Raw genomic sequence first — 25,967 nt, 5'->3', positions numbered from 1 at the left:
GTTCTTAGCGTTTGTGGCCGGTGTCGAGCCGGCGTTCCGTGTACATCGAATAGCGCGACATGCCGAAGCAGAACAGCCAGAAGACGAAGGCTGCGAAGATGAGACCAGATCTCGCCGTCTGCGGCGTCGCCCAATTGGCGTCCGCGAAGTTCTGCTTGACGACGCCAAGCAGGTCGAACATCGAGATAATGATCACCAGGCTGGTGTCCTTGAACATGCCTATGAAGGTGTTGACGATGCCGGGAATGACCAGCTTCAGCGCTTGCGGTAGTACGATCAGCGTCATCTTCTGCCAGTAGCCGAGGCCAAGCGAATCCGCGCCCTCGTACTGACCCTTGGGGATCGCCTGCAGACCACCACGTATCACTTCAGCCATATAGGCAGCGGCAAACAACGACACACCGATCAACGCCCTGAGATATTTGTCGAAGGAAACGCCCGCAGGCAGGAACAGCGGCAGCATGACGCTGGCGAAGAATAGAACTGTGATCAGCGGGATGCCGCGAACGAACTCGATGAAGATCACGCACAGCGTCTTGACGATCGGCATCTTGGAGCGTCGGCCGAGCGCCAGCACGATCCCCATCGGCAGCGACACGGCAATACCGACAAAGGACAGGCTGAGCGTCACCAACAGGCCGCCCCACAGCTGCGTCTCGACATGGGGCAGGCCAAACATACCGCCAACCAGCAGCACGAAGGCGACGATCGGCAGAACTAGGAAGAGCAGGATGGCGTTCAACCCCTTGCGTGGCACGCGCGGGATCAGCAGGGGCACCAGCAGCACCACGAACAGGATGGCGACCAGGATCGGCCGCCAGCGTTCTTCGATCGGATAACGGCCAAGCATCAACTGACCGAACTTGGCGTTGACGAAGGCCCAGCAGGCGCCGGACCAGCCGTCCGGCTGGATGCCGCCTTGCGCTGCCGTGGCGCATACCGTGCGATCCGGCCCCACCCATTGGGCGTTGATGAAGGCCCAGTTGATGATGGGCGGCACGATCATCACCACCAGCGCAATAGCCAGTACAGTCAGGATGACGTCGCCCACCGAACCGACCAGGTTCTTGCGAACCCATGCCAAAGGCCCCCGCACTCCGGCCGGCGCCTGTTGCGCCAGTGCCATTTCGGTGCGTACCCAGGAGGTATCATGTTCCTGCATGGCCTTACCTCTCCACCAGCGCCATCCTGGCGTTGACCACATTCATGACCGCCGAGGTCACCAGGCTGATTATGAGGTAGACCACCATCATGATCAGCACGCCCTCGACCGCCTGGCCGGTCTGGTTCAGCACAGTACCGGCGATTGCCGTCAGGTCCGGGTAGCCGATGGCGATGGCCAGCGACGAGTTCTTGGTCAGATTGAGATACTGGCTGGTCAGCGGCGGGATGACGATGCGCATAGCCTGAGGAACGACGACAAGCCGCAGGATCGATCCCGGCCGCAGCCCAAGCGCGCCAGCCGCCTCAGTCTGGCCCTTGCTGACGCCGAGAATGCCGGCGCGCACGATCTCGGCAATGAAGGAAGCCGTGTAGAATGACAGCGCCAGATAGAGCGACAGGAACTCGGGTCCGATCTGGAAGCCGCCGGTCAGGTTGAAGGTCGATTGTTTGGGAAAATCGAAGCTCAGCGGAAAGCCACTCAGCGCGTAGGCCAGCAATGGCAGGCCGACGATCAGCGCCAGCGAAGTCCACAACACCGGAAATTGCTGGCCGGTCGCCATTTGCCGCTGGCGCGCCGTGCGGGCTACGAACCACGCCATGGCGATGCCGACAAGCAAAGCGACGAAGATCAGCCAGGAGCCCTCGCCCCAGATAGCCCGTGGAAAATAGAAGCCGCGCTGGTTGAGGAAAGAGCCGAACGGCAAATTGAAACTGTCGCGAGGCGCCGGCAGCACCGCCAGCACGCCTGAATACCAGAAGAAGATCACCAGCAGCGGCGGGATATTGCGGAACACCTCAACATAAACGGTGCAGATCTTGCGAATCAGCCAGTTTCGCGACAAGCGGCCGATACCGACGACAAAGCCGATGATGGTCGCGGTGACGATGCCGGCGACGGCGACGATGATGGTGTTGATCAGCCCGACAATAATGGCATCGCCATAGGTCGAGTCCGAAGTGTAAGCGATGGGCCTGACTGGGATGTCGAACCCGGCGCGGTTCTTCAGGAAGCCGAACCCGGAAGCGATATGCAGGCGCTGCAGATTCTCGATAACGTTGTGGACGATCCACCAGACGCCCGCCACCAGCAAGATGACAACCACCGCCTGGAAAAAAATCCCGCGGACTTTTGGATCGTTGATGAAGGAACCTCGGCTCGGCTCCTCGCGAAGAACTTCCTGCGACGCCATTGGACCATCCCTGGAAAGAGAAACCGGAAGGCAGACGATCCGCCTTCCGGATCACATTTCGATCAGCGGATCGGTGGCGCGTACTGCAGGCCGCCCTTGGTCCACAGCGCATTGATGCCGCGCGCGATCTTCAGCGGGCTGCCGGTGCCGACATTGCGCTCGAACATCTCGCCGTAATTGCCAACTGCCTTGACGATGTTGACGACCCAGTCATTGGACACGCCCAGGTCGGTGCCGATCTTGGTTTCGGCTTCCTGACCGAGCACGCGCTTGATCTCCGGGTTGTCCGAGGTCTTCAGCTCCTCGACATTGGCCTGGGTGATGCCGAGTTCCTCGGCCTGCAGCAGCGCGAAGTAGGTCCACTTGACGATGTGGTACCATTGGTCGTCACCCTGGCGCACGGCTGGACCGAGCGGTTCCTTGGAGATGATTTCGGGCAGCACGACATGATCGGCCGGCGCGCTGAGCGTCAGGCGGATGCCGTAGAGACCCGACTGGTCGGTGGTGTAGACGTCGCAGCGGCCGGCGTCATAGGCGGCGTTGACCTCTTCCAGCTTTTCGAAGACGACCGGATTGTACTCCATCTTGTTCGCCTTGAAGTAGTCGGCGAGGTTGAGCTCGGTCGTGGTGCCGCTCTGCACGCAGACCGCCGCGCCCGAAAGCTGCAGCGCCGAATTGACGCCCGGCAGCTTCTTGGCGTTGATCATGAAGCCCTGGCCGTCATAGTAGGTGACGCCGATGAAGTTCAGGCCGAGCGCCGTATCGCGATTGATGGTCCAGGTGGTGTTGCGCGACAGGATATCGATCTCGCCCGACTGCAGCGCAGTGAAGCGCTCCTTGGCGCTAAGCGGGGTGAACTTGACCTTGGTGCCGTCGCCGAAGACGGCAGCCGCGACAGCGCGGCAGAAATCAGCATCGATGCCTTTCCAGTCGCCCTTGTCGTCAGGCGCCGAGAAACCGGCCAGACCAGTCGAGACACCGCACTGGATGAAGCCCTTCGCCTTGACGTCGTCGAGCGTGGTCGCCGACGCAGCCGAAGCCATCCATCCAAGCGCAGCGGCGCCGAGAATGCCAATTGCAATGTGTTTCATAACCCACAGACCCTTTTCTGTTTTTCAGGTAAACCCTGATCCTCAGGCAAATCCTGATCTTTTTCCCGTGTGAACCCGGCTCCCATCCGGTGCATTCCGGAACCCCGCGTCGTAACCGACGCCCGGCCCCTCCCATTCACGAACTGCATCGAAGGCGATTATTCCTGTGAGGTCAAGGGAAATGACCGATTCACGACAGCTTTGAAAACCAATTGCCGCGAATGCCTGAAATGCACACAAGAGCACCAGGAAATCGGCAACCCGTGCAAACAAATCAGTCAAAGAAGCAGCCGCACAAGTCCATAGCTCGCGGCTGACTCAGCCGTCACTACAGCGATGCTTTGTTGGAGGCGCGAACCGCGATGGATTGGCCCATCTAAACCCACCGCTTGGCGGGTCCACGGCTGTTGCGCGGGCTTTGCCACCGCTTTATGGCTGATCTCCTGACATCCTTTGACAGGCGGCGAACCATGGCGACAGACGGCAGCGAACTGGGCATCAACACGCGGCTTGCCCATTCCGGCAACAACCCGCACGACTATTTCGGCTTCGTCAATCCGCCGGTCGTGCATGCCTCGACCGTGCTCTACCCCAATGCCGCGACGATGGCCGCGCGCAGCCAGAAATACACCTACGGCACGCGCGGTACGCCGACGACCGACGCGCTGGCGCATGCGATCGACGCTCTGGAAGGCTCGGCCGGCACGATAATCGTGCCGTCGGGCCTGGCGGCGGTGACCATTCCGCTGCTGGCTTTCCTGTCGGCGGGCGATCACGTTTTGATCGTCGATTCCGTCTATCATCCGACCCGCAATTTCGCCGACACAATGCTGAAGCGGCAGGGCGTCGAGGTCGAGTATTACGATCCATATGCCGGCGCCGGCATCGCCGGGCTGATCAAGCCCAACACCAAGGTCGTGTTCACGGAATCGCCGGCCTCAAACACTTTCGAGGTGCAGGACGTCCCCGCCATCGTCAAGGCGGCGCATGCGGCCGGCGCCATCGTCATGATGGACAACACCTGGGCGACGCCGCTCTATTTCCGCCCGCTCGACCACGGCGTCGATATCTCGATCCATGCGGCGACGAAATATCCCGCCGGACATTCCGACGTGCTGATGGGCACAGCGTCAGCCAATGCCGACTGCTGGAAACAGCTGTGCGAGACGTTCTACACAATGGGCTGCTGCGCCGGTCCCGACGACGTCTACCAAGTGCTGCGCGGCCTGCGCACGATGGGCGTGCGGCTGGATCACCATCAAAAGAGCGCGCTCGCCATTGCCGGCTGGCTGGAGAGCCAGCCCGGCGTGGCACGCGTGCTGCACCCGGCGCTTCCCAGCCATCCCGATCACGCGGTGTGGAAGCGCGATTTTTCCGGCTCGAGCGGCATCTTTTCCATTGTGCTCAAGGGGGGTGGCCAGAAACAGCAGCACGCCTTCCTCGATGCGCTGAAGATCTTCGGCCTCGGCTATTCCTGGGGCGGCTATGAAAGCCTTGCCGTGCCGGTCTTCCTCGGCGATCGCACCGTCGCCAAAGGCCCCTATGAAGGCCCACTCATCCGCCTGCAGATCGGGCTCGAGGACGTCGAGGACCTCAAGGCCGACATCCTGCGCGGACTGACCGCTGCCGCGGCGGCATGAACCGCAACCTACCAAGCTGAATCCGCAAACCGGCCCAAAGGCCTGAAAAGACTGGCTGGGAAGCGTTGTGAGACGCCCGATGTCGCAAAGCCGCTCATTGCTCGACCGTGCGCAATGTTATTTCCCCCGTATGCGGTTTTTCGGATTGGATTGACTTTCAAAGCGGGCAGTCAGCCCGCATTGCAAGGCGCTTCGAGCCGCAACTTCCAGCCAGACTGAGCTTGCCATGGCCTTTCGTCTCTTTGTCCCCATTCTCGCCGGCGCGACGCTGCGTGAGCGCCTCATCGCCTGTATCGGCGCGATGGTCGGCATTGCGCTGACCGGGGCGATCGGCGCGCTGGTGCTCGGCAACGGCCCACATGTGCCGCTGCTGGTGGCGCCGATGGGCGCGTCGGCGGTATTGCTGTTTGCGGTGCCTGCGAGCCCGCTGGCGCAGCCATGGTCGATCATCGGCGGCAACACCATATCCGCGCTGATCGGCGTGATCGTTGCGCATTTCGTGCAGGAGCCGGCTCTCGCCACGGGCATGGCCGTGGCGCTGGCGATCGCCGCCATGTCGTTCACGCGCTGCCTGCATCCGCCAGGCGGAGCCGCCGCGTTGACCGCCGTCCTCGGCGGACCGGCGGTGACCAGCGCCGGCTTCCTGTTTCCCTTCGTGCCGGTGGCGCTGAATTCCATCATTCTGGTCGCACTCGGCTATGGTTTCCACAGGCTGTCGCGACGCAGCTACCCGCACCGGCCCGCCCCTGCCGCCAACAGCCATGGAACGGCAGATCCGCCGGCCGTGCAGCGCGTCGGCTTCCGGCCCGAGGATATTGATGCCGCGCTTGGTGCATTGGACGAGACTTTCGACATCGACCGCAGCGATCTCGAATTGCTGCTGCGCCAGGTCGAATTGCAGGCCATGATCCGCTCGCACCGGACGTTGCTGTGCGCCGACATCATGTCCCGCGATGTTGTGTCGGTGCCTGAGCACGCCTCGCCCGATCAGGCGCGACAGCAACTGCTCGACCACAACATCCGCACCTTGCCGGTGGTCGACGCGGAGGCAAGGCTGGTCAGCGCCGTCGGCCTACGCGAGCTGACACGGGCTACCGAAACGGTGAAAGGCGTGATGTCGAACGCCGCCACCGCCTCCCCCGACACACCGGCAATGAGCCTGCTTCCCGTGCTCACCGACGGGCGCAGCCATGCCGTGGTGATCATTGACAGCGAGCGCCGCATCCTCGGCCTGATCACGCAGACCGATCTTCTGGCGGCGGCCGCTCGGATACAGACGACGCCTCTGGTGACGGCCTAGCGCTGGCAAGATCGCCGAACCGGCTGCCACCGCGTCAGTCCCGTTTCGTGCCGTCGTTATCCCGACTTCGATCGCGGTATGGATGGCTGCGGAGCGCCATCCTGCTCGGCGCGGTCGAGCCGCAGTGAAGTCCGCCTTGCCTCGTCCGGCCGCGTGATATGGGCCCATGAGCCATCATAGGCGGGCCTGCGCCCTTCGATCCAGGCGTCGAGGCCTTCGCGCAGGTCGGCGGTCGGAGCCATGCGGGCGAACTGCTCGGCCTCGACCAGCAAACCCTCGGCTATGCTGTGGTTTAAGCCGCGCGCCACGGCGGTGAGGATCGAGGCAATTGCAGCAGGAGAGTGCGCGACGATGCGTCGGGCGAGATCGAGCGCGGCCGGCATCAGCTCCTCGTGCGGCACCACCTGGTTGACGAGGCCGAGTTCGAGGGCGCGCGGCGGCGGAAACCAATCGCCGGTCAACAGCAGTTCGAGCGCACGCTTGCGTCCGGCCAGCCTCGGCAGGCGCTGCGTGCCACCGAAGGTCGGCGGCATTGCAAGATTGATTTCGGGCTTGGCGAACAGCGCGCGGTCGCTGGCGATGGCGAGCGGCACGGCTTCGGTGATCTCGCAGCCGCCGCCGAAGGCGATGCCGTTGACGGCAGCGATGACGGGTTTGCGAAACGCTTCCAGCCTCGCCGTCAGCCGCTGTCCTCGCATGACGAAGTCGCGCAGCGCGACGTCGGCGCCACTGGCCACGCTGCCCGAGAATTCATGGATGTCGCCGCCGGCGGAGAAGGCGCGCTCTCCTGCACCGGTGAGGATGATGGCGCGGATGGCATCGTCGGTCTCGATCGCATCCAGAAGCACAAGCAGGCGATCGATCAGCGCATAGTTCAGGGCGTTGAGTTTTTCGGGGCGATTGAGTGTGAAGATGGCGATTCGGTTACGAGCCTCGGTGAGCACAAGCTCGGTCATGTCTCTTCCCTTTCCTGGGTTTATCATCGGAAAGGATCAGGCTTTCGATTGTATGTATATTCACTAGTCGGTATACTTGATGGATGAGCGAAGCGCCAATCCCCACCCGCAAACGCATTGTCGATGCCGCAACGAAGCTGTTCTATGCCGAAGGGATCGGCCGCGTCAGCGTCGATGCGGTGGCTGAAAAAGCCGGGCTGACCAAGCGCACGCTCTACTATCACTTCAAGAGCAAGGACGATCTTATCGCCGCCTATCTCGACGGTCGCGACCAGCCGAACATCAGGCAGATGTCTGGCTGGTTCGAAGCGGCCGAAGGCGGTGTCGAGCGCAAGGTCGAGGCGATCTTCACCAATCTGGCGCGTGTGGCGAAGAACCCGAAATGGAAAGGCTGCGGCTTCCTGCGCACGGCAGCCGAACTCGCTTCGATGCCCGGACATCCCGCCGTCAAGGCCGGCTCACGGCACAAGAAGAATTTCGAGACCTGGCTGACCGGCGAACTCTCCGGTTACGGCGTCGACGAGCCGCAGACCCTGGCGCGTGAAATCGTGCTTTTGATGGACGGCGCCTTTTCGATCATGCTGATCCACCGCGACCCCGATTATGTCGAGGCGGCAGGACATGCCGCTGCAACGCTGGTTCGGGCACGGTTGGTGTCAGCGACCATCTCCTAGAATCCAACAGCCAGCCAAGCCGTGCCGGCAGCAAGGGTCAGCAGCGTTAGCGGCACGCCGACCTTGAAGAAAGCTGAAAAGGACAGCTGTTTGCCGGCGGCCCGCGCCTGCTCGGCGACGATCAAATTGGCGACCGAGCCGAGCAAGGTGAAGTTGCCGGCCAGCGTCGAACTCATCGCCACCACCAGCCAGGCGCGCTCGGGGTTTTCCAGGCCGGGTATGAACGGCCTCAGCGCCAGCACCGCCGGAACATTGCTCATGATGTTGGAAAGCACAGCGGTAAAGCCGGACAGCCGCCAGACGTCGTCCAGGCCAAGGTTCTTGGCGGAAGCAATGATATCGGGCGTCAGCAGTGTTTTCTCGGCGCCGGCGACGACAATGAACAGGCCGGCGAACATGAACAGCAGCGGCCCGTCGATCTCGCGGTAGATGCGTGCCGGCTTGATGGCGCGGGTGAGCAGCAGGATGGCGCCGCCGATGAGTGCTGCCTTGGCGACCGGAACGCCGGCGAAGAATGCGGCCGCCAGGCCGATGCAGACAATTACTGCCTTCAGCACCTGACCAGGCAGCATGCGGCCGCGATAGACTTCCGGGCTGAGTTCGGCACTGCGCGCGAATTCGGTGCGGTAGACGACGCGCACGATGACGATGACGGCGACGAGGCCGAACAGGGCAACCGGCGCAAGCGCGGCCGAAAAGGCCGGATAGGAAATTCCCGACAGCGCGCCGATGACCATGTTCTGCGGGTTGCCGGTGATGGTGGCGACGCTGCCGCAGTTGGATGCGGTGGCGGTGGCGATCAGATAGGGGATCGGATTGCGGTTGATGACGCGGGTGACGTGGACCACGATCGGCGCCATTACCAGGCAGATGGCGTCATTGACCAGGAAGGCCGACAGCACGCCGGTCAGGAACGTCACCATCACCAGAAGCATGAACGGCGCGTGCGCATGCTCGATAGCGTAGGCGCCGAGAGCGCGAAAGGCGCCCGAGACCTTCAGGTGCGCAACGACGATCATCATGCCGAGCAGCAGCGTGATGGTGTCGAAGTTGATGGCGCGATAGGCATCTTCCATGCTGAGCGCGCCGATGGCGATCATCGCAGCACCGCCGAGCAAGGCGATCCCTGCCCGGTCGAGACGCAGGCCCGGGATTCGGCCGATGGCGACGCCGGCATAGGTCAGGATGAGAACCAGCAATGCCGCCGCGCCCATCAATGTCATTGGCAGACCATCCCCGTTCAAACGAAGCGACGCCGGAATGGATTGCTTTCCGCTCAGGCATTTGCCGCGCAGCTTTAACGCCGCTCCAGCAAAGCGAAAGCGCCGATGACGATCCGGATGTGAAAATCGGTGGGCAAATCGCGGGCTGACCAGCGCGGCGAGCGGCTGGAGCTTATCCCTGACACGCCCGGGATTGTGATTAAGACAAGCGCAGCGGCCTGCCGTGATCTGCCGTTCGCGAAACTTCGCTGTTGCCAAGGTCGTGGCTTATATAATTAAATTCTAATTTATCCTTTCAGGGTATCAATAGCTTAGCCGTATTTCGGCCTTGGGGTTTTCAGATGGTCCAGATTCTTGAAAGGGAATGCCGTGTTTCGGAGAACGAGGCCTTGCAGGCGCGCCCGATGGAATGTCCGCGCTGCCAAGGAGCCCGCAAGGTCTTTGTTTGCGCCCGATGGATGAGTTCGAACGGGCATTGCTGCCCCGGGGGGACACATCGGCTTAGCTGCCCAGGTCACAGTGTCGCCTGTCTGGAGTGTGGCGGACGGGACACTTGAGCTGATCTGAAAACAAACCCAGACAAGATTGGTGTGAGACGCCCAGCATGTTCCGGTTCGACGTGCCGGTGCGCAAATCTCCCGGAAACGAAAAAAGCCCGCCCCGGCGAACCGGAGCGGGCTTGCAGCCATAGCGGTAAGTATCCAGCTGCGAGCGGCCGCGTGCGTTTTCCGCCAACACGCCCGCACATAATTGATAGCGGCATTTCCAGAGGCGATTGATGTTAGTCGCCGCCGGATTATTCGCCCGGCTGTCCGCCATTCGCGCTGCTGCCCAGAATTCCAAAGTCCTGCGACTTTGCTCCTTGCCCGGCAGTCAGGAATCCGTCGGCATCGAGGCCGCGCCGCAGCAGTTCCCGCACCGCCGCGGACCGGCTTGGCATGCGCTTTTCGAAGCGCCAGTTCTCCAAGGCAGCCAATTCCTCGGCCGTCAGCATGATCTGCAGTCGCTCGGGTCGTTCGAGTTCGGCCATTTTGCGCTCCCGCCAGGACCAAAAATACAGCGAGTTAGTATGTGGCTCAATAGGAGCATAATTAGGAGTCTCTGCACGATGCGTCAAGAACGCCTGATTGGTAACTCACATCCAAGACCAACGATGAGAATGAAGCGTCGGTTGCACACCATGCTATACCTACTAACTAATTGATTTATTTTGATAATTTTTAATATTTTACTTGTCATTCGACGATGACCGGCGCATGTTGATGAGGAGGGATAAACCATCTCAAAGGGAGGTTTTTCCATGCGCTACGGATATTCGGATCGGCTGCGAGAGGACCTCAACTCACAGGTCCTGGCCGCCCTTCGGTCCCGGGGAATAATCAATATCGCGACGGTCGCCGAGGAAGTGCGAGTGCGCAATCTGGACGAGAACATCGCGCTCGAAGACGTCGAGCGCCTCGTGATGCAAGTGGCGCAACTCTACGGCGCGGTCATGGAATTCGATGGGCTGACCGCCATCGAAGCGGGGAGATTCAACCCATTGCCGGAAAATCGGCATGAACTGCCTGGCGACGACATTGTCGACGCCATCGATAGCCATACCCGAAGTGCCGTGCTGAAGGGATAGCCGCACCATCAGCCGGCAAATCGGCCTGCCTTATCTGTTCTTCAGTATTCGCGCCTCGCGCAACAAGGAGTTGCGGTCAGTACCGATCATCTCGATGAGGCTGCGCGCCTCGTCCAATGTGATGCCGGTTTCTTTGGCCAATGCGCTTGCCAGGAAAGCCTCTTCGCCCATCTTCCGGGCACGTTCGTCATTTTCCATCGACCGTGCCTTCTCTCGATATGGCAGAATCACGCGGCAGAACGATTGTTACCTTCAATCGAGCGCCATATCGGCGAAAGATGTTTGGACGGAGCGCAGCGGCGCTTCGAGCGTCCAGACCACACCCTCTTCGTCAAAATCCAACTGTCCGGTACCGCCGACGGCCTGTGGCGCGACCCGCTTGAGGACCACAGATCCAAAACCGCGGCGCGTGATCCCGCCCATGGTCGGCCCACCCAGCTCACGCCAGATCAAGCGAAAAACATCGGTGCCGTCGGTCGCCGGTGCCGTATCCCATTCGATTTCGACTCGTCCGCCGTGGCGCGACAGCGCTCCGTGCTTTGCCGAATTGGTGGCCAGTTCGTGGAAGGCGATACCGAGATACTGGACGGCATTCGGCTGCAGCGTGATCACCGGTCCAGCCATCGACAGACGATCCTGCGCCGCGAACGCCTTGAGCTGCGCCTGGATCAGGTCGCCGACGGTGGCGCCCCGCCATTCGGCCTCCACCAGGAGATCATGGGAATCCGAAAGCGCCGTGATGCGCTCTCGCACCTGTTCGAGGAAAGCGGCCGGCGTGCCCGCCGACTTGGTGGTCTCGCGGATCATCGAGATGATGACCGAGTATTGGTTCTTCACGCGATGGTTGACTTCGCGCATAAGCAGACGGATGCGACGCTCGCTCTCCTTGTGGGAGCTGATGTCGCGCGCGATCTTGGAAGCGCCGATGATACGCCCAATGCCGTCGCGGATCGGCGAGACGGTCAGCGAGACCGGGATGAGACTGCCGTCCTTGCGCAGGCGCATGGTTTCGTATGATGGCACGCGCTCGCCGGCACGTATGCGCGAGATGATCAAAGCCTCCTCGCCGAGGCGCTCGAGTGGAATAAGCATCGTCACCGGCCGGCCGATTGCCTCGGCGGGCGTATAGCCGAACAAATGTTGGGCTGCATCGTTCCAGCTGGTGATAGTGCCGTTAATGTCCTTCGAAACGATAGCGTCCATGGACGATTCGACGATCGCGGCAAGTCGCATTCGCGCCTCGTCGGCTTGCGTCTGCGTGCGCAGGTCAAGCAGCGTGTTGATGGCGCCGACAATTTCGCCCGATTCGCTGCGGAGCAGGCGCGGGTGGGCTCTGAACGGAATAAGTTCACCGTCCGGTCGCTCCGCAATCGCTTGATCCCACGGGATATCGCGTCCTTCAAGCATGGAGATTGCCATTGGGCACTCGCCATGCGCCATCGGCCGGCCATCGAGATGTCGCAGCTTCCAGGAGCCGCACCAGAGGTCTCTGCCTATTACAGGTCTGTGCCCCCACAGATCAGCCGCGGCCTCGTTGAAGAATGTGATACGGCCTTGTTTGTCGATCGTGTAGACGGCAACGGGCAACGCCTCCATCAAATGGGCATAGGAAATTCCTGGAATTCCTGGCTCCAGCCGTTGGATGACATCAGCGTATTCCCCTGCCACGGATTCCCCTAGCCGCTCGACTTCAAGCGCTTGCTACCAGCACCTGAAATGCCTGGGAAAGGTTTCGGTTCCCGCCGCCCCTTCAGATGCGGCATTGTCGTCAGCCGCTCGCCGGTTCCCCGGCATGTGGCGGCGATCGGTAACGCTTGCGCAAATGCTGACGAAGCCGCAGCTCGAGCAAGCTGCCCGCTGTCTACCCCAAGGCACGGCACGCCTGTGCCACAGCCTGGCTGTTGCATCTCGGCATCGCACCGACAGGAACCAATTGCCGGTCGGAGCGTTTGCCGCTGCATACTCTTTTTCAGATATAGCCAAACGGAGTGAGGGACATGGCTTCATCGGTACTTATCGGCATCCTGATCACCTTCCTGGTGATCATCCTGGTGCTCTATCTCGTCCAGCGCCTGCCGCTCGACGGCCGCACGAGACAGATCGCGCAGATCGTCGTCATCATTATCGGCATCATTTCGCTGCTGAAATATCTGGCGGTGTTCTAGTATAAAGCCGCTATGAGATTCCAAAGCCTCGCATGGATCGTCGGAACAGCGTTGTTTGCCGCAACAACCACGGCCTACGCGCGACCGGACACGCGTACGATGACCTGCGATGAGACCCAGCGTCTGATCCAGAGTCATCACTCGGCGGTGCTGACGACCGGCCGAAACACTTACGATCGCTACGTCCGCCAATTCGGCAACGACTGCGACTGGCCGGAGGTGCCGGTCGCCGCCTCCGTTCCAACACGTGATGGGCAATGCCGCGTGTATTGGTGCCGGGAGCCGGTGTTCGACTTCCCGAACTGATAGAACCCGCTGTGGAGCCAACGGCACCTGCAAAAGCACCCAGCGAGGCGGCGTGGAACCCTTGCGCTTCGCGTGAATTGATTCTGCGCACGGCGCTACGAGGTGTAGCTGTGTGATGCCCAACAAGACGGAGGAGCGGTCATGCCCAATGATACAAGGCGAAGCGGCAGCTGCCTTTGCGGCGGTATCCAGTTTTCGGTGACGGGAGATCCCTTTCGGATTGGCCTTTGCCATTGCAAGGACTGCCGCAAGGCCAGTGGGTCGACTTTTTCGGCGTTCGCGGTGTGGCCGCTCGAGGCGTTTGAAACCACGGGCATCGTCAGCAGCTATGGCGACAGAAGCTTTTGTCCAACCTGCGGCGGCCGGGTTCCGCTGGTTCGTGAGAACGAGGTGGAGGTGACGATTGGCAGCCTCGATGAGGTCCCCACCGAAGGACTGGAGCCCAGCTATGAGCTGTGGGTCAATCGCCGCGAACACTGGTTGCAACCATTGCCTGGCGCCCGGCAGTTCGAGCATGACCGGGTGGAAGACGGGCCGACAAATGATGGCCTGACAGCTGAACCGGTTTCTGAAGGCGCTGAAACGCCATTAAGCCATTTGTCGCGACGCAAATCTGCGTAGTTGTACGCACCGGAGAGCCTTGGCCAGTCGAAGCGAAAAGAAGCCCGCCTTGGCGTCGAGCCAAAGGCGGGCGGCCGATTGTCTGGCTTGTGCTACGGTTACTGTGGAACCATTGTTGCCCATGCCTGGCTCGACGCTTGCTGTCTTTTTGTAACGGCAATCGATTTACCGGGGCAGCGGGTCAGTTGGAATTCGTCTTGCGGTTGCAGAGCGGCGCTGGTTTATTTAAAAACGAGAGCTTAAGACCACGTAATATCGTTACGCCAACTATGCTGTCCAAGTATGTTTGGGCGTGACATAAAAGAAATCTTGCCAGCTCGTACAAAAGGACAACTTGTTTGTTTCCTTTTTTGTTACATAGTGTGGCGAATCTTGAAGCCGAATGAGGCGGTTTTCATGCAGTCAGCGCATGGGCAGGGTGGCAGTCCGCACGTGCAATATCCACCGATTGATGGGTTCTGGACCTGGGACATCAAGCGGGACCGCGTTTACGGCGACGCCAATCTTTCTGACTATTTCGGGCTGACGCTCGAAGAGTTCTCGCACGGCGCATCCATGGAAAGATGCATGCAGAGCATCGACGCCGAAGATCGGCCGCGGGTGTATACCGCGATCCGCAAGGCGATGGAGCGGAGAGCGGGGTTCAGGGAGATCTATCAGGTCCGCTCAGACAAGATGGGGCTTCGCCGGATACTGGCAGTTGGCCAATGCTATGTGGACAGTCAGGGAGAAGCAGCCTTGTACCCCGGCTGGTTCATCGATCTGACCCGCAATGGCGATTCGGGCGAGACAGCACTTCGCGAGGTCCACCGCCATATCGAACAGGCTAAGGAGATCTCACAGTCGATAGGACAGGACCTGCTGTTCTATCTTCTCGAAAATGCCCAGGAAGAGGCGCAGCAACGCCTTGACGGCAGGACGATGAGGCGCAAATCGGCTTGGAGCAGACCTTGTTAGCTTTTGCGGGCAATCTCACCGCGGCCGCGGAGTTCAGCCGTCACCATGCGGGCAAAATGGCTTTGAGGCGAGCGGCGCTCCAGCAAGCTGGCGCGCTCAAGAGCAGCGTCGCCGTAAAACTCGACCAACACCGTCGCTGCGCTGGCGGCGTCGACCCTGAGCCGGCCAAGGTCGGCGTGTCCGTCCCGGCTGGACGACCCGCTGCCGGCGATGACATCCATCATGGCCTGCAACTTGTTGGGGAAACTGCCCTCGTCTTCGTGCATCGTCGCGGTCCGATTGGCGGCGTAAAATATCGACATTTCCGCAAAAAGCGCAATAGGGTCGTTGATCAAGCGCTAATACAACCTGATACAGCTCCACCGTGAGCTTCACCGCAATCTTCATGCAAGCATAGTCAGCGCAAAGTTCATGTGCAGACATTGGGGGCACCGATGGACCAGCCGAGCAAGATGGAAAACCTGCAGTTCGCGCAAGGGATACTGCGGGAACTTCGGCAGAAAGCCGAAGCCGACGGCGAGAAGCTTCTGACCTATCTCATCGATATGGCTTACCTTGAAGCCAGTGATCGCATTCGCGCGCATTGGGTCGGCAATCACGAGCCCGAAAGCCGCAGGGCCAAGGGGTAAAGCCGAAACGGAGCGATGGCGGCGCCCTCACGGGTGCGTTTTGGATCCGGTGCCGGAGGCCATCCAGACCACCGTCAGTTGTGGATACCGGCTGAAAGGCCAGCCAGCACCTCCCTCACCCGGGTTTCGCTGATCCCGCGCGTATCCTTGACCCAGCTGGGCGTCGAGAGCGGCGGCTCGATAAAGCGAACATGGCTGTTTACCGGACCGTGCACGTAGGGGCGATTTAGCCCGTAGATAAGCGCACATGGGACGTTCAGGGCAGCGGCGGCATGCGAAATGCCGCCGTCAACCCCCAGGAACATGGTCGACGCAGCGATCTGGCACATTGCATCAGCAATCGATGGGGTCGAGGTGAAGTCGATTGCCTCAGGAATGGCGGCGCGGATTTTTACAGCACCGGCGCGCTCGCGCGGTCCGCCGACAATCCAGATTGCCCAGCCGCGATCATGGTGGTCTCTGGCCACCGAGATGAAGCGCTCTATGGGCCACGAGCGGAAATTTTCGATGTCTGCCGTATAGAGCGCCAGCGCCGGCCGGCCGGCATCGATCTTGTGGCGTTGGCGCCATTCGCCCAGCTCGGTCGGATCGACCACAAGCCGGGGCGCTGGCCATTCTGTCCCCGCAGCCGGCTTTTCGCCAAGAGAGGCAATCGAGCAGACCTCCTCAAAGAGCCGCGTCTTGCGCGGGCCGAAAGCCCATAGATGTGCCAGCCATCCAGCGGGAAAGCGATTGAGGAGGCCGAATTGCAATTCCTGTGGATAGCCGATGCGCTCCTCAATGCCGGCCATGAACGCCATCAGCGCCGCCTTGGTGCTGCTGGTCATCAGATAGGCCGTCCCGTAGTTCTCCTTTCGCAACTCGCCGACAAGGCGGCCGCGCTCTGCAAAACCGGGCCGTTGATGACGCTTGGCAAGCGCCCAGCCTTTCCTGACATGCGGCATCAGGCGAGCCAGTGGTGCCGCGACCGGCGAGGTAACGACATCGATGGGGCGGCCGGGAAATCGCTCGGCAATGATCTGGATGGCGGAGTGGCAACGGACGAAGTCGCCGACTGCCGGAAAGCCGACGAAGAGGATTGGATCGGTGGTCGTCAAGGAAGCGCTTCGCCGTCAAGGATGCGGGCATAGAGATCCAGATAGCTACGCGCCGCTTTCTGAATCGGAAATCGCGTCGCAGCCGATTCGCGGCATTGCTGAGGCGTAAGGTCGGCGACGGCTTCGAAAGCGGCCGCAAATTCTTCATCGCTCTCGAAGAAGCGGCCGCTGTCGGCATCGACGGTCTCGGGCAACGCGCCTCGCGGAGTCGTCAGCACCGGAGTGCCGCACAGCATGGCTTCGACCGGTGCGTTGCCGAACGGCTCCTCCCAGGCGATCGGATTGAGGAAGGCTCGCGCCTCACCGAGAAGGCGAAGCTTGGGCTCGCCGTCAACGATGCCGTGGAAACGGTATCGGCTGCCAAGGCTCTTGAAAAACAAACCTTCGCGGCGGGTCTGACTTCGGCCCAGCAGCTTCCAACGCGAACCACCGGCGATATCGAGACCGAAATCGAACTTTTTGGCGAGATCGACGGCGCGGTTGAGGCCTTTGCTCGATCGCGCAATGCCTGCGAGAAACAGCAGGCGGTCGCCCTTTGCCGCCGACAAACGATAGTCGTCTACCGGAAAGCCATTGTAGACGAAGGTTTTGCGTCCATGCTGGCGGGCATGATTGGCGCTGATAAAACTCCAGTTCGCAACCGGCATGGGTTGATCCGGCATAAAGCCGCGCTGTGTATTCAGCGTTGGAAATGGCACCTCGACGGGCCAGCTGTGTGTGTGGACGATTTGCGTGTCGCGCGGAATGGCCGCCCGGCATTCGGCATCGGTTGACGCGTGCCGGACCTCGTAGAGTGGATGGCTGGAGCCAGGGCCGGCGACCACCACGACATGATGGCCGAGACGAACCATCTCTGTGGCCAGCCATTCGACCTGCCGTTGAATCCCGCCGTAGCCCCGACAGGGGATTACGCCCTTCAAAACGAGCGTCACCCGCATTGACCTGCCTCACAATCCTCTCAAAGACGGTTCAGTTGCGTCACGGGCTGGGCATTGTCAAGGTAGCGCCAGAACCGCGAAAAGCCGCACCCACTGTCAGCATTGCGCCTTTGTCCCGGGTTACGAAATCGTTAATCAGCGCTTGCTACTATGCCGAATGACCAAGAATCTCGGCAATGCACCCAGGATCCTCCCCAGGCAACAGCCAAAGAGCGCCACTCTCGGCCGGCTGGCGCCTGCCCTGTTTCCGCTGGTCGTCGCCGCGCTTGGATATATGATCGGCCGGCAATTCTTCGGCTTCTAGGCCACCCTCTCCGGATACGCTCGCGGCGGAAACGCCGCGAACAAACGCAAAAAACGCCACACCCTTTCGGGTGCGGCGCTCTGAACCGATACCGGTATCGGCCCGTTATGGCTGTGTTACGAAACGGCCTTTTCGCGGACCGGAAGCTTCCAGCCCGGCCTGACGAAGTGGCAGGTGTAGCCGTTGGGATATTTCTCGAGATAGTCCTGATGTTCGGGCTCGGCCTCCCAGAAATCGCCCACCGGAGCAAGTTCGGTGACCACCTTGCCGGGCCACAGTCCCGAGGCGTTGACATCGGCAATGGTGTCTTCGGCGACGCGCTTCTGCTCTTCGCTGGTGTAGAAGATCGCCGAGCGGTAGCTCATTCCAACATCGTTGCCCTGCCGGTTCTTCGTGGTCGGATCGTGGATCTGGAAAAAGGATTCGAGCAGCGTGCGAAAGCTGATCCTGGCCGGATCGAAAATGATCTCGATGGCTTCGGCATGGGTGCCGTGGTTGCGGTAGGTGGCATTGGGCACATCGCCGCCGCTGTAGCCGACACGGGTCGAGATCACGCCGGGATAGCGCCGGATCAGATCCTGCATGCCCCAGAAACAGCCGCCGGCAAGCACTGCACGTTCGGTGGACGTCGCCATATCATACCTCCTTTGGATTGCTCCTTAAGTAGGCATTGTCGCTGGCTTCTTCCAGCACCTCAAGTGCGTCACTTGTCGACAGCCGGCCTGAACCGCCGCACGATCACCTCGAAGACGATGTCGGAAATCCACATTGCCGAGACGCCGATCAGGAAGGCGGCGGCAAGTGTCGTGGTGTCGTCGGCCGGATCTGGAATGGGCATCCCCGTCGCCTTGAACCAGGCAACGGCGGGCAGCGTCAGATAGGCCGCCGCCAGCGCCCCGCAGATCGGCGAAGCGATCATCTCGCGCAGCTTGTAGCGATGGCGCGACAGCGCCCGCAGCACGCCGCCGGCCAGTCCGGCGGCGACGACGGGACCCTTGATGCCAAGTATGTCGAAGAGGTCGTGCATCGGCTTAAAGCCTCCATCCGCAGAGCTTTTGTCCTTTGCGGTTGTGCGCCAAGAGCGCTCTCGCCTCGGCGTCCGACAGTGCATCGACGGCCCTGACCGACAGACGCAGCGGGTTCGAAACCGCGCAGAAGCCGCCCGAAGCCGTCGTGCAACCGGCCAGCGCCACGAGCAGCGCAAGCATCAGTCCCTTGCCCATGATTTCAGCTCCTTTCGAACAGCGTCCGCCGGCAGTGCGCCGATGTCGTTCTGCACCTGGTCGGCGACCGCGCGCGCCGCGGCTTCAGCGGCCGCCTGTCTGCCGCGCTCGGCCTTGGCGCCGGCCAGGCGCTGGTGAAAACCCCAGCAAAGGGCGCCGACGACGGATGCCAGGAAGCCCAGCAGCGCTTTGTTGGCGAGCAGACCGGCGAGGAGCGCGCTCACAGCAGCCACCCGGCAACGAGCCCGGCCGCAAAGCCGATGGCGTAGGGTTTGGCGGCCTCGAGATAGGCGATGAGCAGTTGTTGCAACCCTTCCATGTCAGTGCGCCCAGCCGAATTTGCGGGAAAGCCAGTGCCAGGTCTCGGTGACCGACGCGATGGCAAGACCGGCGGCGACCTCCAGTCCCGCCTGGATGTCGGGATCGGAGGAAAACGCTGCAGCGTCGTCGGCGCCGAGCAGGCCACGCGCGACCAAAACGCCGGCGCCGTAACGCAGGCCGATGCGGATGAGGACGGCGATCATGTCGAACTCCTTGCGAAAATGGATTTCAGGATCTGAAGCAGCGTGGCCCAGAACGGCAGGCGTTCGACGGGAGGCGCAATGGCAGCCCCGGCCGGCGCAGGCGATGGCGTAGAGCCGGGTGCGGTGGATGGCCCGGGCGGATGTCGTGGGCCTGAGGGATCCGGCGAAGGTGCGGGAGCGGGCTGAGGGGCAGACATCAACAGCGCCTGGGAACGGACCGACCGGACGCGGTCGCTCCAGCCCTTGCCGAAAACCGGCCAGGTCGGAAGCCGTCGCAGGAATGCCAGCCGGGCGTCGCAGAGGTCGTCGATGACGGCGCCCGATGGCCTGGCGCCGACGGCGCTCAGCGTGGCCGGGCCGATCCTGCCGTCCTGCACCGCGCCCACCGCCGCCTGCAGGTTTTTCGCCGCCCTGCCCGGCCCGCTGTTCACGGCAAAGTCGAATACGGCGTAATCGACACCGCCGGGAAGTTCAGCGCCGGCCACGGCGTCCCAATAGAAGCGGCGATAGACGGTCGCCACCTGGTCGTTTGTGATCGCGCGCAGATCAGCTTTTGTGGCGTCCGCCTTCACATAGCGGCGGAAGTTGGCCAGCGTCACACCCTTCATGGTGGCGCCGCCGGGATCGGCCGGATTGTCGGACCAGCCCCCTTCCGATTTGAGGACGAGCGAAAGTGCCCGCGCGAAATTGCGGTCCATGGGAGTGCCTCTTTGGTTGTGGACGGAGAAGTCGCCGAAAGCGGCTAGACTTCGGATAGCGATGGGATTATTCGCCTGTTTATGTTGAAGGAAAGCTATTTGGAATTCGCGGTGCGCTGGCATCTCTATCGCAAGTGGCATATGCCACCGCGACCAAACAGGCAGGCCGAATATGACTTCCACCGCACAATGAAAACCGTCCGTGCTGGCGGTTTGTTCATCGACCTTGGTGCCAATGTCGGAGACGTTACGAGACACGCTCTCGACTACGGGATGAGAGTAATCGCTTTCGAGCCCGACCCTGTTGCTCGACAGGTTTTGACGGCACGGTTTGGCAAAAGCAGCCGCGTGACGATCATCCCCAAGGCTATCGGCGGCTCGGCCCGGACGGCTATATTTCACCAAGCATCCAAAATCGACGCGACCCGGACAGAAGCGTCATCCCTTTTCGAAACGAAACACAACGCCAAAGGGACCGCGTTTGAGGTCGAAGTGGTCGACATCGTTCAATTCCTGCGAGGGCTTCAAGAGCCCATCGCCGTGATCAAGATGGACATAGAAGGCGCGGAAGCGGAGTGCCTCGAAGCCATCATGGATGCGGGCATCCACCATTCGATCGGCAAGATTTTGGTCGAAACGCATGAGCGGTTTTCGCCAGACCTGGCGGAAAGGATCGGCAATTTGCGCGACCGGATCGAGCGAGAAGGCATCCGCAACATAAACATGGACTGGGGCTAAGGCGACAGTATCTCCGCAGGATTGAGCCGGAGCGTCTGGACAAGCCCGACAGCGTCGGGACCGTTGCCAGTATCGACCCTCATTTGCGATCAGCCCAGACCTGGCGCGCGTCGTCGGGAGCTTCTGGCACCTCGGTCGCACCGCCGGGCGGTTCGGCGCCTTCGAAACCGCCGATGTAGATGCCATTGCCGTCAACGAAATATTTTGCCATAGGATGATAATCTTTCCATCACTTCGGGAGCGATGAAATGCTGATGTTTCTTGCTGGTTTCGTGTTGGGAATAGTTGCGTGCATAGGCGGCATTCAGGCTTTTGCCTGGTGGGTGGATCGCGGCTTCGAATCCGCAGCTAAGCCCAAGCCCTGACAACTAGTCTCCAGCTGGCAGGGGTTACATTAAATAGATTTCCGGTTGTTTTGTTGAATATTGGTATGACACCAGATCCATAACGAACACCAATATTCGTAGCGTCCGGGATGAAAATTGAAAGACCATTATTGCCGCTACCCTGTTGGTTCGTATTTGGATTTATTTTAACTTCGTCACCTATGGAGTAGCCACCTTCTGCCGTTGTGCATTGAAGAACCGCCAGATAAAGTTTGGGCTTCACGCCAAGCCCATGCGCCAGCGTCAGTGCACCGCCAACAGTAATGGTTTGCTGGGTGCTTTCAAACGACTTGGCGAAAGGCACAGTTGCCCACGCTGGCTGACCGCTTGCCAGTTGAAGTAGCTGCCCATCTGATCCTTTGGCGAGGCGCCCCCAAGTTCCCACACCTGTGCCGTAGATGAGGTCTCCGGCAACGGCCGTGCCGATGCCAGCCAAAGCCGTCAAGACTGTCGACGCAGCCTGATAGACCGAAGAAAGGGCTGCAATCGCTGTCGTGACAAAACCCGTCGTCGCAAGCTGCGTCGTGTTGGTGCCTGGTGCCGCCGTCGGTGCGGCGGGTGTTCCCGTGAAGGTCGGGCTCGCTTTCGGCGCCAGGCTCGATACCGCAATCCCGCTGTCCTTGGCCAGCTTGCCCGTCGTGCCGTTGAAAGTGGCGATGTTGTCGGCGATCGCCGAGGCCGGACCGGCGATCAGGTCGGATGCCTTGATGCCACTATCCTTCCCCACCTTCCCCGTCACACCCGCGAAAGTGACAATGTTGTCGGTCACCGAAGACGCAGGCCCCGAAAAATCCCCCGTCCCTGTCCCGTCGGCGCCCTTGTCGCCGGCGCGGTCGAACATCAGCCAGATGCCATTGGCCGTCGTCGGTAAGGTGCCTGCGCCGCTGACATAGGCGAGCGTCAGCTTGCGGTAGGGATCGCCCTCGTAGCGGCGCCAGTTGAAGGTCGACACCGGGAAGGAGCGGAAGCCGCTTTCCCGCACGATTTCCTCCTCGTCCTCGATGACGTGGTAGGAGGCGAATTCCGTGTCGAGATACTGGTAGTCACCCGAGAGCCGATACATCTTGCGCTCGTCGCGCGGCTGGATGCACTGGATCAGCGAGATCTTGGTCTCGCATTTGGCGGGATCGTCGACCAGCATTTTGATGCGCGCCGGCAGTTTGTCATAGCCGAGCAGCTGCGCCGCCTGCCGTGCCGTGCGCTCATAGCGGCGGTGGAAGATGTCGACCTGGCCCCAGCGGTTGCGCGCGAGATAGCCTTCCGCCACGGGGATCGAGGCATAGCGGATCAGCGTGCCGCCAAAGCCTTCCTCGGCATAGAGATAGGCCGGGCCATAGCGCACGACATTGCGCAGGCAGGCCTGCGTCGCCGGCACGAAGTTGGAGTTGGCGGAATAGCGCAACGCAAACAGGAAATCGCGCAGGTTTTCCGCCCACTCCTTCTCCTCGTCGGTCTCCTCGTCGTTCATTTCGGCGGTGGTCAGCCCGTGCCATTTTTCCGACTGCGGGATGATCAGGCTTTCCAGCCCCGCGGCCAGCCGGTTGGCGGCCGAGTTGATGGTGTTGGCGTAGACACGGGAACCGCGCCGCTCCTGCCGCTCGGCCTGCGAGTCCGGACCGCCGCTTCGCCGGCCGCTCCAGACATCGGGCGCATCCGGATCGCAGAATTCCGCGACCTGCTCCCACACCGCCTCATACTGGCCGCGCTCGGTTTCGAGTTCGGACTGGCGGGACAGGATATCGCGGGCGCGGCTGCTCGAGCCTTCTGCATTGGCCATGTGAGGCTCCTGGGTACGAGTTGAGTGTGCGCCGCAAAACTTTCTTGTGCATCGCAGCAATCAGTGCGTAGATAGGCAAAGTAAAACTGACGGAAACGGGATGACCGAGACGCGGGATTCAAGGACGGCCCACTTCGACGCGCTGCATGGACTTAGGGGCATTGCTGCTGTGTTGGTGATGCTCGGCCACTTCAGCGAATACACCGGCCGGCAATATGATCTGGCGCCTTCAGGGTTCCTCGCCGTGGACCTGTTTTTTCTGCTGAGCGGCTTCGTGATCGCCCACGCCTACGACGACAAGTTCCGAAAAGGCATGTCATTCTGGGGCTTCGCGGAGACCCGCCTTCTCAGGCTCTACCCGCTCTACTTCGCCGCACTCGGCCTGGCCATGATCGGCGTCGGTGCAATCATCGCGACACAAGGGATCGGTGCGTATTCGCGGCTGGATTTGCTTGCAACCCTTGGGTTTTCCGTTCTTTTCCTACCCACGCCGCCGGCGCTCTCGACGGCTCCCGACCTGCTTTTCCCGCTTGATGGTCCGGCATGGTCGCTGTTTTATGAACTCGTCGCCAATGCCTTTTTTGCCGCGTTGGCCACAAGGCTGGTTGCGCGTTCGCTGGCCGTCATCGTCGGCGTTGGCTTGCTGGCCCTGGTGCTGATGGCCTGGCATGGTGTGGTGCTTGGCGGCGGCGCCTACTGGGACAACACGATCGCGGCTCCCGCCCGGATCGCCTTCTCGTTCTTTCTCGGGGTCTTTCTCAACCGGTATGCGACCGGGGACAGCCGGGACGGCAATCTCTACATGCTGTTCCTGCTGGCGCTGTGCGGAGCGCTGATGTGCTTCGATCCCGCCGAACATGTCCAGTTATACAGTCTGGTGGTTATCGTCCTGATCTGGCCCTGGCTCGTTCTCGTGGCGTCGCGCCTGCGGCTTTCCGGTTTCTGGCGCTGGATTGCGCTCTTCTCCGGCAACATCTCCTACGCCATCTATGTCCTTCACACGCCGCTCATCCGCCTTTCGAACGCCGCGGTCGAAGCTGTGACCGATATCTCATGGAATGAGCACGGCCTGCCGTTCATCCTGGCGACATCCACCCTGATCATCGCGGTCTCGGCATTCGCCCATTATGTCTACGACAAGAATATCCGCGCTCTGCTGCGGCATTGGCTTTCACTTCGCCGCGGGCGAGAGCGCGTGACCCAGTTCTAGAGCAATTCCAGGAAAAGTGTGAGCGGTTTTCCCGGGAAAAGCGCGTAGCGCTTTCCCTTGGGAATTGCGTAAAAACAAGAAGATAGAGCGGTTCGCCGTTTCCGTGAAACGGTGAAACGCTCTAGGGTGGATTCAGTTCGAGGACCGGCTGGCTTCGCAACCTACTCCGCCGGCGTCCTCTCCAATGCCGCCGCCGCGCCGCCCTTGCGGCCAAAGCGCTGGACGACGAAGCGGCCAGCCTTCTGGCCGGGGACCTCGATCAGATTGTAGGTGATCCAGGACAGCAGCGTCACCGTCGGCAGCACCACGGCAACGACGATCGCGAAGCGCAACGGCGCCGCCAGTTCGTTTCCGTATTGGCTGATGACGAAGGCCGCGACGGGCTGCAGCACCAGCAGATGGATCAGGTAGATGCTGAAGGAAAGCTCGCCCATGAGATGGAAGAACCGGTTGCTGAGCGTCACGGCGATCGCCCTCGCCAGCGTTCCCGCCTTTCCCGGCAGCATGCGGTAGAGAACCAGCGCAAAGAAGCCCGCCACCAGCGCTTCGCGCACCAGAAGCTTGCCCAGCCCGTAGTCGCCGCCAAAGGGCAGCGCCGCCAACAGCAGCGCCAGTGCCAGGTAGAGGATCGGCCGCGGCTGGCTCTGATGCACGATGCCGGCCAGCAGCATGCCGCACAGGAAGATCTGCATCTTCAGCGGCAGGAAGGACGGCATCGGAAAATGGATCGACAGCAGCCGCATCGCAAACACAATGGCGCAGCCGACGGCCGCGACCACGATGGCGCTCCTGATCCAGTCCAGCCTGCGCACCAGCAGCATGACGGCCGGGAAGACCGCGTAAAACTGCATTTCCAGCCCCAGGCTCCAGTCGGGCAGCGGCGTGCGGTAGGCGAGGTTCGGCACCAGTCCGAACAGGAAGGTGAGATGGGCAACGATGTTCTTCAGGCCGCCGTCGAGGTAGCGTTCGGGCGCCTGGTGCGATCGCGACAGGAAATCGTCGATGATGATCCGGCAATCATAGAGATAGGGTCCGAGCGCCAAAGCCGCGAAAAGCATGACGTAGAACAGCGGCGCGATGCGGAAATAGCGGCGCGTCCAGAATTTCAGCCAGGTTTGCGGTCTTTGCCAGGGTTCCTTGTCCTGGCGCAGCTGATAGTGGAACACCATCAGGAAGCCGGACAGCATGATGAACAGGTCGACGCCAAGATCCGGCTCGCCGAGGACCGGAATCTGCCAGCCGGTCAAAAGCAGGCAGTGCCCGACCAGCACCCAGATCGCCGCAAGCGCGCGAAGCCCGTCCAGGCATTCGATGCGCGACGACCTGATATCCGTAATGCTGGTTTCGTAGCTGGCCATGTTGCACTGCAGCATGGCGCTTGAGGCGCGATTGTCAACCCGCTGAGAGATAGAAGCTGCCAATCTCCCCCTCGAGGGGGAGATGGCCGGTCCACCCTCCGCAGCTGCAGCGCAGCTGCTGCGGAGGACGGGCAGGCCAGAGGGGGTCGTCGCGCGTAGAGCGCTGGCGTT

The 25,967-nt window shown here is 61.3% G+C and carries 32 protein-coding genes; 12 read left to right on the top strand and 20 right to left on the bottom strand.

Annotation, left to right across the window (positions count from 1 at the left end; all coding sequences use genetic code 11):
- Positions 1-4: 4 nt before the first annotated feature.
- The 3 genes from AC1DXM_RS22675 to AC1DXM_RS22665 all read right to left on the bottom strand — a co-directional run bounded on the left by AC1DXM_RS22675 (position 5) and on the right by AC1DXM_RS22665 (position 3,445).
- Positions 5-1,162, bottom strand: a complete 1,158-nt coding sequence (locus AC1DXM_RS22675) for an amino acid ABC transporter permease (protein ID WP_477236351.1) — start codon at positions 1,160-1,162, stop codon at positions 5-7.
- Between the two features lie 4 nt (positions 1,163-1,166).
- Complete coding sequence (locus tag AC1DXM_RS22670; protein ID WP_477236349.1) at positions 1,167-2,354, bottom strand: amino acid ABC transporter permease; 1,188 nt, start codon at positions 2,352-2,354, stop codon at positions 1,167-1,169.
- A gap of 62 nt (positions 2,355-2,416) precedes the next feature.
- The gene (locus AC1DXM_RS22665; protein WP_352590233.1) at positions 2,417-3,445 is read right to left on the bottom strand and encodes an amino acid ABC transporter substrate-binding protein; all 1,029 of its coding nucleotides are present in this window, start codon (positions 3,443-3,445) and stop codon (positions 2,417-2,419) included.
- A gap of 470 nt (positions 3,446-3,915) precedes the next feature.
- Between AC1DXM_RS22665 and AC1DXM_RS22660 the strand changes: the two genes are divergently transcribed.
- Together AC1DXM_RS22660 and AC1DXM_RS22655 are read left to right on the top strand one after the other, a co-directional pair.
- Positions 3,916-5,085, top strand: a complete 1,170-nt coding sequence (locus tag AC1DXM_RS22660; protein ID WP_477236347.1) for a cystathionine beta-lyase — start codon at positions 3,916-3,918, stop codon at positions 5,083-5,085.
- Positions 5,086-5,311: 226 nt separating this feature from the next.
- Entirely contained in the window at positions 5,312-6,385 is a 1,074-nt protein-coding gene (locus tag AC1DXM_RS22655) for an HPP family protein (RefSeq protein WP_477236345.1), read from the top strand.
- Between the two features lie 56 nt (positions 6,386-6,441).
- Here AC1DXM_RS22655 and AC1DXM_RS22650 read toward each other — a convergent pair whose 3' ends face one another.
- The gene (locus tag AC1DXM_RS22650) at positions 6,442-7,341 is read right to left on the bottom strand and encodes a crotonase/enoyl-CoA hydratase family protein (RefSeq protein ID WP_477236343.1); all 900 of its coding nucleotides are present in this window, start codon (positions 7,339-7,341) and stop codon (positions 6,442-6,444) included.
- 83 nt (positions 7,342-7,424) lie between these two features.
- Between AC1DXM_RS22650 and AC1DXM_RS22645 the strand changes: the two genes are divergently transcribed.
- Entirely contained in the window at positions 7,425-8,015 is a 591-nt protein-coding gene (locus AC1DXM_RS22645; RefSeq protein WP_477236341.1) for a TetR/AcrR family transcriptional regulator, read from the top strand.
- On the opposite strand, the gene AC1DXM_RS22640 is transcribed toward AC1DXM_RS22645, so the two are convergent.
- A complete protein-coding gene (locus AC1DXM_RS22640; RefSeq protein ID WP_477236339.1) occupies positions 8,012-9,238 on the bottom strand; it encodes an anion transporter in 1,227 nt (408 codons plus the stop codon). The genes AC1DXM_RS22645 and AC1DXM_RS22640 overlap by 4 nt on opposite strands.
- Before the next feature lie 796 nt (positions 9,239-10,034).
- The gene (locus AC1DXM_RS22635; RefSeq protein ID WP_477236337.1) at positions 10,035-10,268 is read right to left on the bottom strand and encodes a hypothetical protein; all 234 of its coding nucleotides are present in this window, start codon (positions 10,266-10,268) and stop codon (positions 10,035-10,037) included.
- Positions 10,269-10,538: 270 nt separating this feature from the next.
- On the opposite strand from AC1DXM_RS22635, the gene AC1DXM_RS22630 reads away from it, so the two are divergent.
- Positions 10,539-10,865, top strand: a complete 327-nt coding sequence (locus AC1DXM_RS22630) for a hypothetical protein (RefSeq protein ID WP_477236335.1) — start codon at positions 10,539-10,541, stop codon at positions 10,863-10,865.
- Positions 10,866-10,895: 30 nt separating this feature from the next.
- On the opposite strand, the gene AC1DXM_RS22625 is transcribed toward AC1DXM_RS22630, so the two are convergent.
- Together AC1DXM_RS22625 and AC1DXM_RS22620 are read right to left on the bottom strand one after the other, a co-directional pair.
- Complete coding sequence (locus AC1DXM_RS22625) at positions 10,896-11,063, bottom strand: hypothetical protein (RefSeq protein WP_477236333.1); 168 nt, start codon at positions 11,061-11,063, stop codon at positions 10,896-10,898.
- A gap of 54 nt (positions 11,064-11,117) precedes the next feature.
- Positions 11,118-12,461 (bottom strand): PAS domain S-box protein, encoded by a 1,344-nt coding sequence (locus AC1DXM_RS22620; RefSeq protein WP_477236646.1) that lies wholly within the window; start codon positions 12,459-12,461, stop codon positions 11,118-11,120.
- A 401-nt stretch (positions 12,462-12,862) separates the two neighbouring features.
- On the opposite strand from AC1DXM_RS22620, the gene AC1DXM_RS22615 reads away from it, so the two are divergent.
- From AC1DXM_RS22615 to AC1DXM_RS22600, 4 genes are all read left to right on the top strand, one after another.
- Positions 12,863-13,030 (top strand): Thivi_2564 family membrane protein, encoded by a 168-nt coding sequence (locus AC1DXM_RS22615; RefSeq protein WP_023694668.1) that lies wholly within the window; start codon positions 12,863-12,865, stop codon positions 13,028-13,030.
- A gap of 99 nt (positions 13,031-13,129) precedes the next feature.
- A complete protein-coding gene (locus AC1DXM_RS22610; protein WP_477236331.1) occupies positions 13,130-13,336 on the top strand; it encodes a hypothetical protein in 207 nt (68 codons plus the stop codon).
- Between the two features lie 141 nt (positions 13,337-13,477).
- The gene (locus AC1DXM_RS22605; protein ID WP_477236329.1) at positions 13,478-13,957 is read left to right on the top strand and encodes a GFA family protein; all 480 of its coding nucleotides are present in this window, start codon (positions 13,478-13,480) and stop codon (positions 13,955-13,957) included.
- A 396-nt stretch (positions 13,958-14,353) separates the two neighbouring features.
- Positions 14,354-14,914: a PAS domain-containing protein gene (locus tag AC1DXM_RS22600; protein ID WP_477236327.1), complete on the top strand. Its 561-nt coding sequence runs from the start codon at positions 14,354-14,356 to the stop codon at positions 14,912-14,914.
- Here AC1DXM_RS22600 and AC1DXM_RS22595 read toward each other — a convergent pair.
- Positions 14,911-15,180 (bottom strand): hypothetical protein, encoded by a 270-nt coding sequence (locus tag AC1DXM_RS22595; RefSeq protein ID WP_477236325.1) that lies wholly within the window; start codon positions 15,178-15,180, stop codon positions 14,911-14,913. The two genes, AC1DXM_RS22600 and AC1DXM_RS22595, sit on opposite strands and share 4 nt — an antisense overlap.
- A gap of 168 nt (positions 15,181-15,348) precedes the next feature.
- On the opposite strand from AC1DXM_RS22595, the gene AC1DXM_RS22590 reads away from it, so the two are divergent.
- Complete coding sequence (locus tag AC1DXM_RS22590; RefSeq protein WP_112392710.1) at positions 15,349-15,543, top strand: hypothetical protein; 195 nt, start codon at positions 15,349-15,351, stop codon at positions 15,541-15,543.
- Positions 15,544-15,617: 74 nt separating this feature from the next.
- Here AC1DXM_RS22590 and waaF read toward each other — a convergent pair whose 3' ends face one another.
- Both waaF and AC1DXM_RS22580 read right to left on the bottom strand, forming a co-directional pair.
- The gene (gene waaF / locus AC1DXM_RS22585; RefSeq protein ID WP_477236322.1) at positions 15,618-16,640 is read right to left on the bottom strand and encodes a lipopolysaccharide heptosyltransferase II; all 1,023 of its coding nucleotides are present in this window, start codon (positions 16,638-16,640) and stop codon (positions 15,618-15,620) included.
- Positions 16,637-17,578, bottom strand: coding sequence for a glycosyltransferase (locus AC1DXM_RS22580; RefSeq protein WP_477236320.1), 942 nt, complete (start codon positions 17,576-17,578; stop codon positions 16,637-16,639). The genes waaF and AC1DXM_RS22580 overlap by 4 nt, the downstream gene beginning before the upstream one ends.
- Before the next feature lie 157 nt (positions 17,579-17,735).
- Here AC1DXM_RS22580 and AC1DXM_RS22575 point away from each other — a divergent pair, with 157 nt between their 5' ends.
- On the top strand, positions 17,736-17,882 hold the full coding sequence (locus tag AC1DXM_RS22575; protein WP_477236318.1) for a hypothetical protein: 147 nt from the start codon (positions 17,736-17,738) through the stop codon (positions 17,880-17,882).
- Between the two features lie 116 nt (positions 17,883-17,998).
- On the opposite strand, the gene msrA is transcribed toward AC1DXM_RS22575, so the two are convergent.
- The 6 genes from msrA to AC1DXM_RS22545 form a co-directional block, all read right to left on the bottom strand.
- Positions 17,999-18,517 carry a peptide-methionine (S)-S-oxide reductase MsrA gene (gene msrA / locus AC1DXM_RS22570; RefSeq protein ID WP_477236316.1) on the bottom strand — a complete coding sequence of 173 codons (519 nt, stop codon included), beginning with the start codon at positions 18,515-18,517 and terminating at the stop codon, positions 17,999-18,001.
- 68 nt (positions 18,518-18,585) lie between these two features.
- On the bottom strand, positions 18,586-18,909 hold the full coding sequence (locus AC1DXM_RS22565; RefSeq protein ID WP_477236314.1) for a hypothetical protein: 324 nt from the start codon (positions 18,907-18,909) through the stop codon (positions 18,586-18,588).
- A 4-nt stretch (positions 18,910-18,913) separates the two neighbouring features.
- A complete protein-coding gene (locus tag AC1DXM_RS22560; protein ID WP_477236313.1) occupies positions 18,914-19,105 on the bottom strand; it encodes a hypothetical protein in 192 nt (63 codons plus the stop codon).
- On the bottom strand, positions 19,090-19,329 hold the full coding sequence (locus AC1DXM_RS22555) for an ABC transporter permease (protein ID WP_477236311.1): 240 nt from the start codon (positions 19,327-19,329) through the stop codon (positions 19,090-19,092). Before AC1DXM_RS22555 ends, AC1DXM_RS22560 begins: the two co-directional genes overlap by 16 nt.
- Before the next feature lie 96 nt (positions 19,330-19,425).
- On the bottom strand, positions 19,426-19,629 hold the full coding sequence (locus AC1DXM_RS22550) for a hypothetical protein (RefSeq protein ID WP_477236309.1): 204 nt from the start codon (positions 19,627-19,629) through the stop codon (positions 19,426-19,428).
- Complete coding sequence (locus tag AC1DXM_RS22545) at positions 19,626-20,327, bottom strand: glycoside hydrolase family 108 protein (protein ID WP_477236307.1); 702 nt, start codon at positions 20,325-20,327, stop codon at positions 19,626-19,628. The genes AC1DXM_RS22550 and AC1DXM_RS22545 overlap by 4 nt, the downstream gene beginning before the upstream one ends.
- A gap of 99 nt (positions 20,328-20,426) precedes the next feature.
- On the opposite strand from AC1DXM_RS22545, the gene AC1DXM_RS22540 reads away from it, so the two are divergent.
- Positions 20,427-21,065, top strand: coding sequence for an FkbM family methyltransferase (locus tag AC1DXM_RS22540; RefSeq protein ID WP_477236305.1), 639 nt, complete (start codon positions 20,427-20,429; stop codon positions 21,063-21,065).
- 79 nt (positions 21,066-21,144) lie between these two features.
- On the opposite strand, the gene AC1DXM_RS22535 is transcribed toward AC1DXM_RS22540, so the two are convergent.
- Both AC1DXM_RS22535 and AC1DXM_RS22530 read right to left on the bottom strand, forming a co-directional pair.
- Positions 21,145-21,276, bottom strand: a complete 132-nt coding sequence (locus AC1DXM_RS22535) for a hypothetical protein (RefSeq protein ID WP_477236303.1) — start codon at positions 21,274-21,276, stop codon at positions 21,145-21,147.
- 137 nt (positions 21,277-21,413) lie between these two features.
- Positions 21,414-23,228: a portal protein gene (locus tag AC1DXM_RS22530; RefSeq protein ID WP_477236301.1), complete on the bottom strand. Its 1,815-nt coding sequence runs from the start codon at positions 23,226-23,228 to the stop codon at positions 21,414-21,416.
- Between the two features lie 100 nt (positions 23,229-23,328).
- Here AC1DXM_RS22530 and AC1DXM_RS22525 point away from each other — a divergent pair, with 100 nt between their 5' ends.
- Positions 23,329-24,438 carry an acyltransferase family protein gene (locus AC1DXM_RS22525; RefSeq protein WP_477236299.1) on the top strand — a complete coding sequence of 370 codons (1,110 nt, stop codon included), beginning with the start codon at positions 23,329-23,331 and terminating at the stop codon, positions 24,436-24,438.
- A gap of 161 nt (positions 24,439-24,599) precedes the next feature.
- Here AC1DXM_RS22525 and AC1DXM_RS22520 read toward each other — a convergent pair whose 3' ends face one another.
- Entirely contained in the window at positions 24,600-25,796 is a 1,197-nt protein-coding gene (locus tag AC1DXM_RS22520; protein ID WP_477236297.1) for an acyltransferase family protein, read from the bottom strand.
- Positions 25,797-25,967: the final 171 nt, after the last annotated feature.

This window comes from Mesorhizobium sp. P3_A2 (genome assembly GCF_056403115.1).
This window is presented reverse-complemented; position numbering and strand designations above follow the sequence as displayed.

Excerpts from the sequence above, each read along its gene's own strand:
- AC1DXM_RS22600 (WP_477236327.1), top strand. The coding sequence starts at position 14,354 with ATGCAGTCAGCGCATGGGCAGGGTGGCAGTCCGCACGTGCAATATCCA.
- AC1DXM_RS22520 (WP_477236297.1), bottom strand. The coding sequence starts at position 25,796 with ATGGCCAGCTACGAAACCAGCATTACGGATATCAGGTCGTCGCGCATC.
- AC1DXM_RS22580 (WP_477236320.1), bottom strand. The coding sequence starts at position 17,578 with ATGCGGGTGACGCTCGTTTTGAAGGGCGTAATCCCCTGTCGGGGCTAC.
- AC1DXM_RS22670 (WP_477236349.1), bottom strand. The coding sequence starts at position 2,354 with ATGGCGTCGCAGGAAGTTCTTCGCGAGGAGCCGAGCCGAGGTTCCTTC.
- AC1DXM_RS22630 (WP_477236335.1), top strand. The coding sequence starts at position 10,539 with ATGCGCTACGGATATTCGGATCGGCTGCGAGAGGACCTCAACTCACAG.
- AC1DXM_RS22655 (WP_477236345.1), top strand. The coding sequence starts at position 5,312 with ATGGCCTTTCGTCTCTTTGTCCCCATTCTCGCCGGCGCGACGCTGCGT.
- msrA (WP_477236316.1), bottom strand. The coding sequence starts at position 18,517 with ATGGCGACGTCCACCGAACGTGCAGTGCTTGCCGGCGGCTGTTTCTGG.
- AC1DXM_RS22635 (WP_477236337.1), bottom strand. The coding sequence starts at position 10,268 with ATGGCCGAACTCGAACGACCCGAGCGACTGCAGATCATGCTGACGGCC.
- AC1DXM_RS22560 (WP_477236313.1), bottom strand. The coding sequence starts at position 19,105 with ATGGGCAAGGGACTGATGCTTGCGCTGCTCGTGGCGCTGGCCGGTTGC.
- AC1DXM_RS22660 (WP_477236347.1), top strand. The coding sequence starts at position 3,916 with ATGGCGACAGACGGCAGCGAACTGGGCATCAACACGCGGCTTGCCCAT.
- AC1DXM_RS22620 (WP_477236646.1), bottom strand. The coding sequence starts at position 12,461 with ATGGAGGCGTTGCCCGTTGCCGTCTACACGATCGACAAACAAGGCCGT.
- AC1DXM_RS22650 (WP_477236343.1), bottom strand. The coding sequence starts at position 7,341 with ATGACCGAGCTTGTGCTCACCGAGGCTCGTAACCGAATCGCCATCTTC.
- AC1DXM_RS22615 (WP_023694668.1), top strand. The coding sequence starts at position 12,863 with ATGGCTTCATCGGTACTTATCGGCATCCTGATCACCTTCCTGGTGATC.
- AC1DXM_RS22535 (WP_477236303.1), bottom strand. The coding sequence starts at position 21,276 with ATGGCAAAATATTTCGTTGACGGCAATGGCATCTACATCGGCGGTTTC.
- AC1DXM_RS22665 (WP_352590233.1), bottom strand. The coding sequence starts at position 3,445 with ATGAAACACATTGCAATTGGCATTCTCGGCGCCGCTGCGCTTGGATGG.
- AC1DXM_RS22575 (WP_477236318.1), top strand. The coding sequence starts at position 17,736 with ATGACCAAGAATCTCGGCAATGCACCCAGGATCCTCCCCAGGCAACAG.
- AC1DXM_RS22590 (WP_112392710.1), top strand. The coding sequence starts at position 15,349 with ATGGACCAGCCGAGCAAGATGGAAAACCTGCAGTTCGCGCAAGGGATA.
- AC1DXM_RS22640 (WP_477236339.1), bottom strand. The coding sequence starts at position 9,238 with ATGACATTGATGGGCGCGGCGGCATTGCTGGTTCTCATCCTGACCTAT.
- AC1DXM_RS22595 (WP_477236325.1), bottom strand. The coding sequence starts at position 15,180 with ATGCACGAAGACGAGGGCAGTTTCCCCAACAAGTTGCAGGCCATGATG.
- AC1DXM_RS22545 (WP_477236307.1), bottom strand. The coding sequence starts at position 20,327 with ATGGACCGCAATTTCGCGCGGGCACTTTCGCTCGTCCTCAAATCGGAA.
- AC1DXM_RS22550 (WP_477236309.1), bottom strand. The coding sequence starts at position 19,629 with ATGATCGCCGTCCTCATCCGCATCGGCCTGCGTTACGGCGCCGGCGTT.
- AC1DXM_RS22605 (WP_477236329.1), top strand. The coding sequence starts at position 13,478 with ATGCCCAATGATACAAGGCGAAGCGGCAGCTGCCTTTGCGGCGGTATC.
- AC1DXM_RS22565 (WP_477236314.1), bottom strand. The coding sequence starts at position 18,909 with ATGCACGACCTCTTCGACATACTTGGCATCAAGGGTCCCGTCGTCGCC.
- AC1DXM_RS22645 (WP_477236341.1), top strand. The coding sequence starts at position 7,425 with ATGAGCGAAGCGCCAATCCCCACCCGCAAACGCATTGTCGATGCCGCA.
- AC1DXM_RS22530 (WP_477236301.1), bottom strand. The coding sequence starts at position 23,228 with ATGGCCAATGCAGAAGGCTCGAGCAGCCGCGCCCGCGATATCCTGTCC.
- AC1DXM_RS22675 (WP_477236351.1), bottom strand. The coding sequence starts at position 1,162 with ATGCAGGAACATGATACCTCCTGGGTACGCACCGAAATGGCACTGGCG.
- AC1DXM_RS22525 (WP_477236299.1), top strand. The coding sequence starts at position 23,329 with ATGACCGAGACGCGGGATTCAAGGACGGCCCACTTCGACGCGCTGCAT.
- AC1DXM_RS22625 (WP_477236333.1), bottom strand. The coding sequence starts at position 11,063 with ATGGAAAATGACGAACGTGCCCGGAAGATGGGCGAAGAGGCTTTCCTG.
- AC1DXM_RS22610 (WP_477236331.1), top strand. The coding sequence starts at position 13,130 with ATGACCTGCGATGAGACCCAGCGTCTGATCCAGAGTCATCACTCGGCG.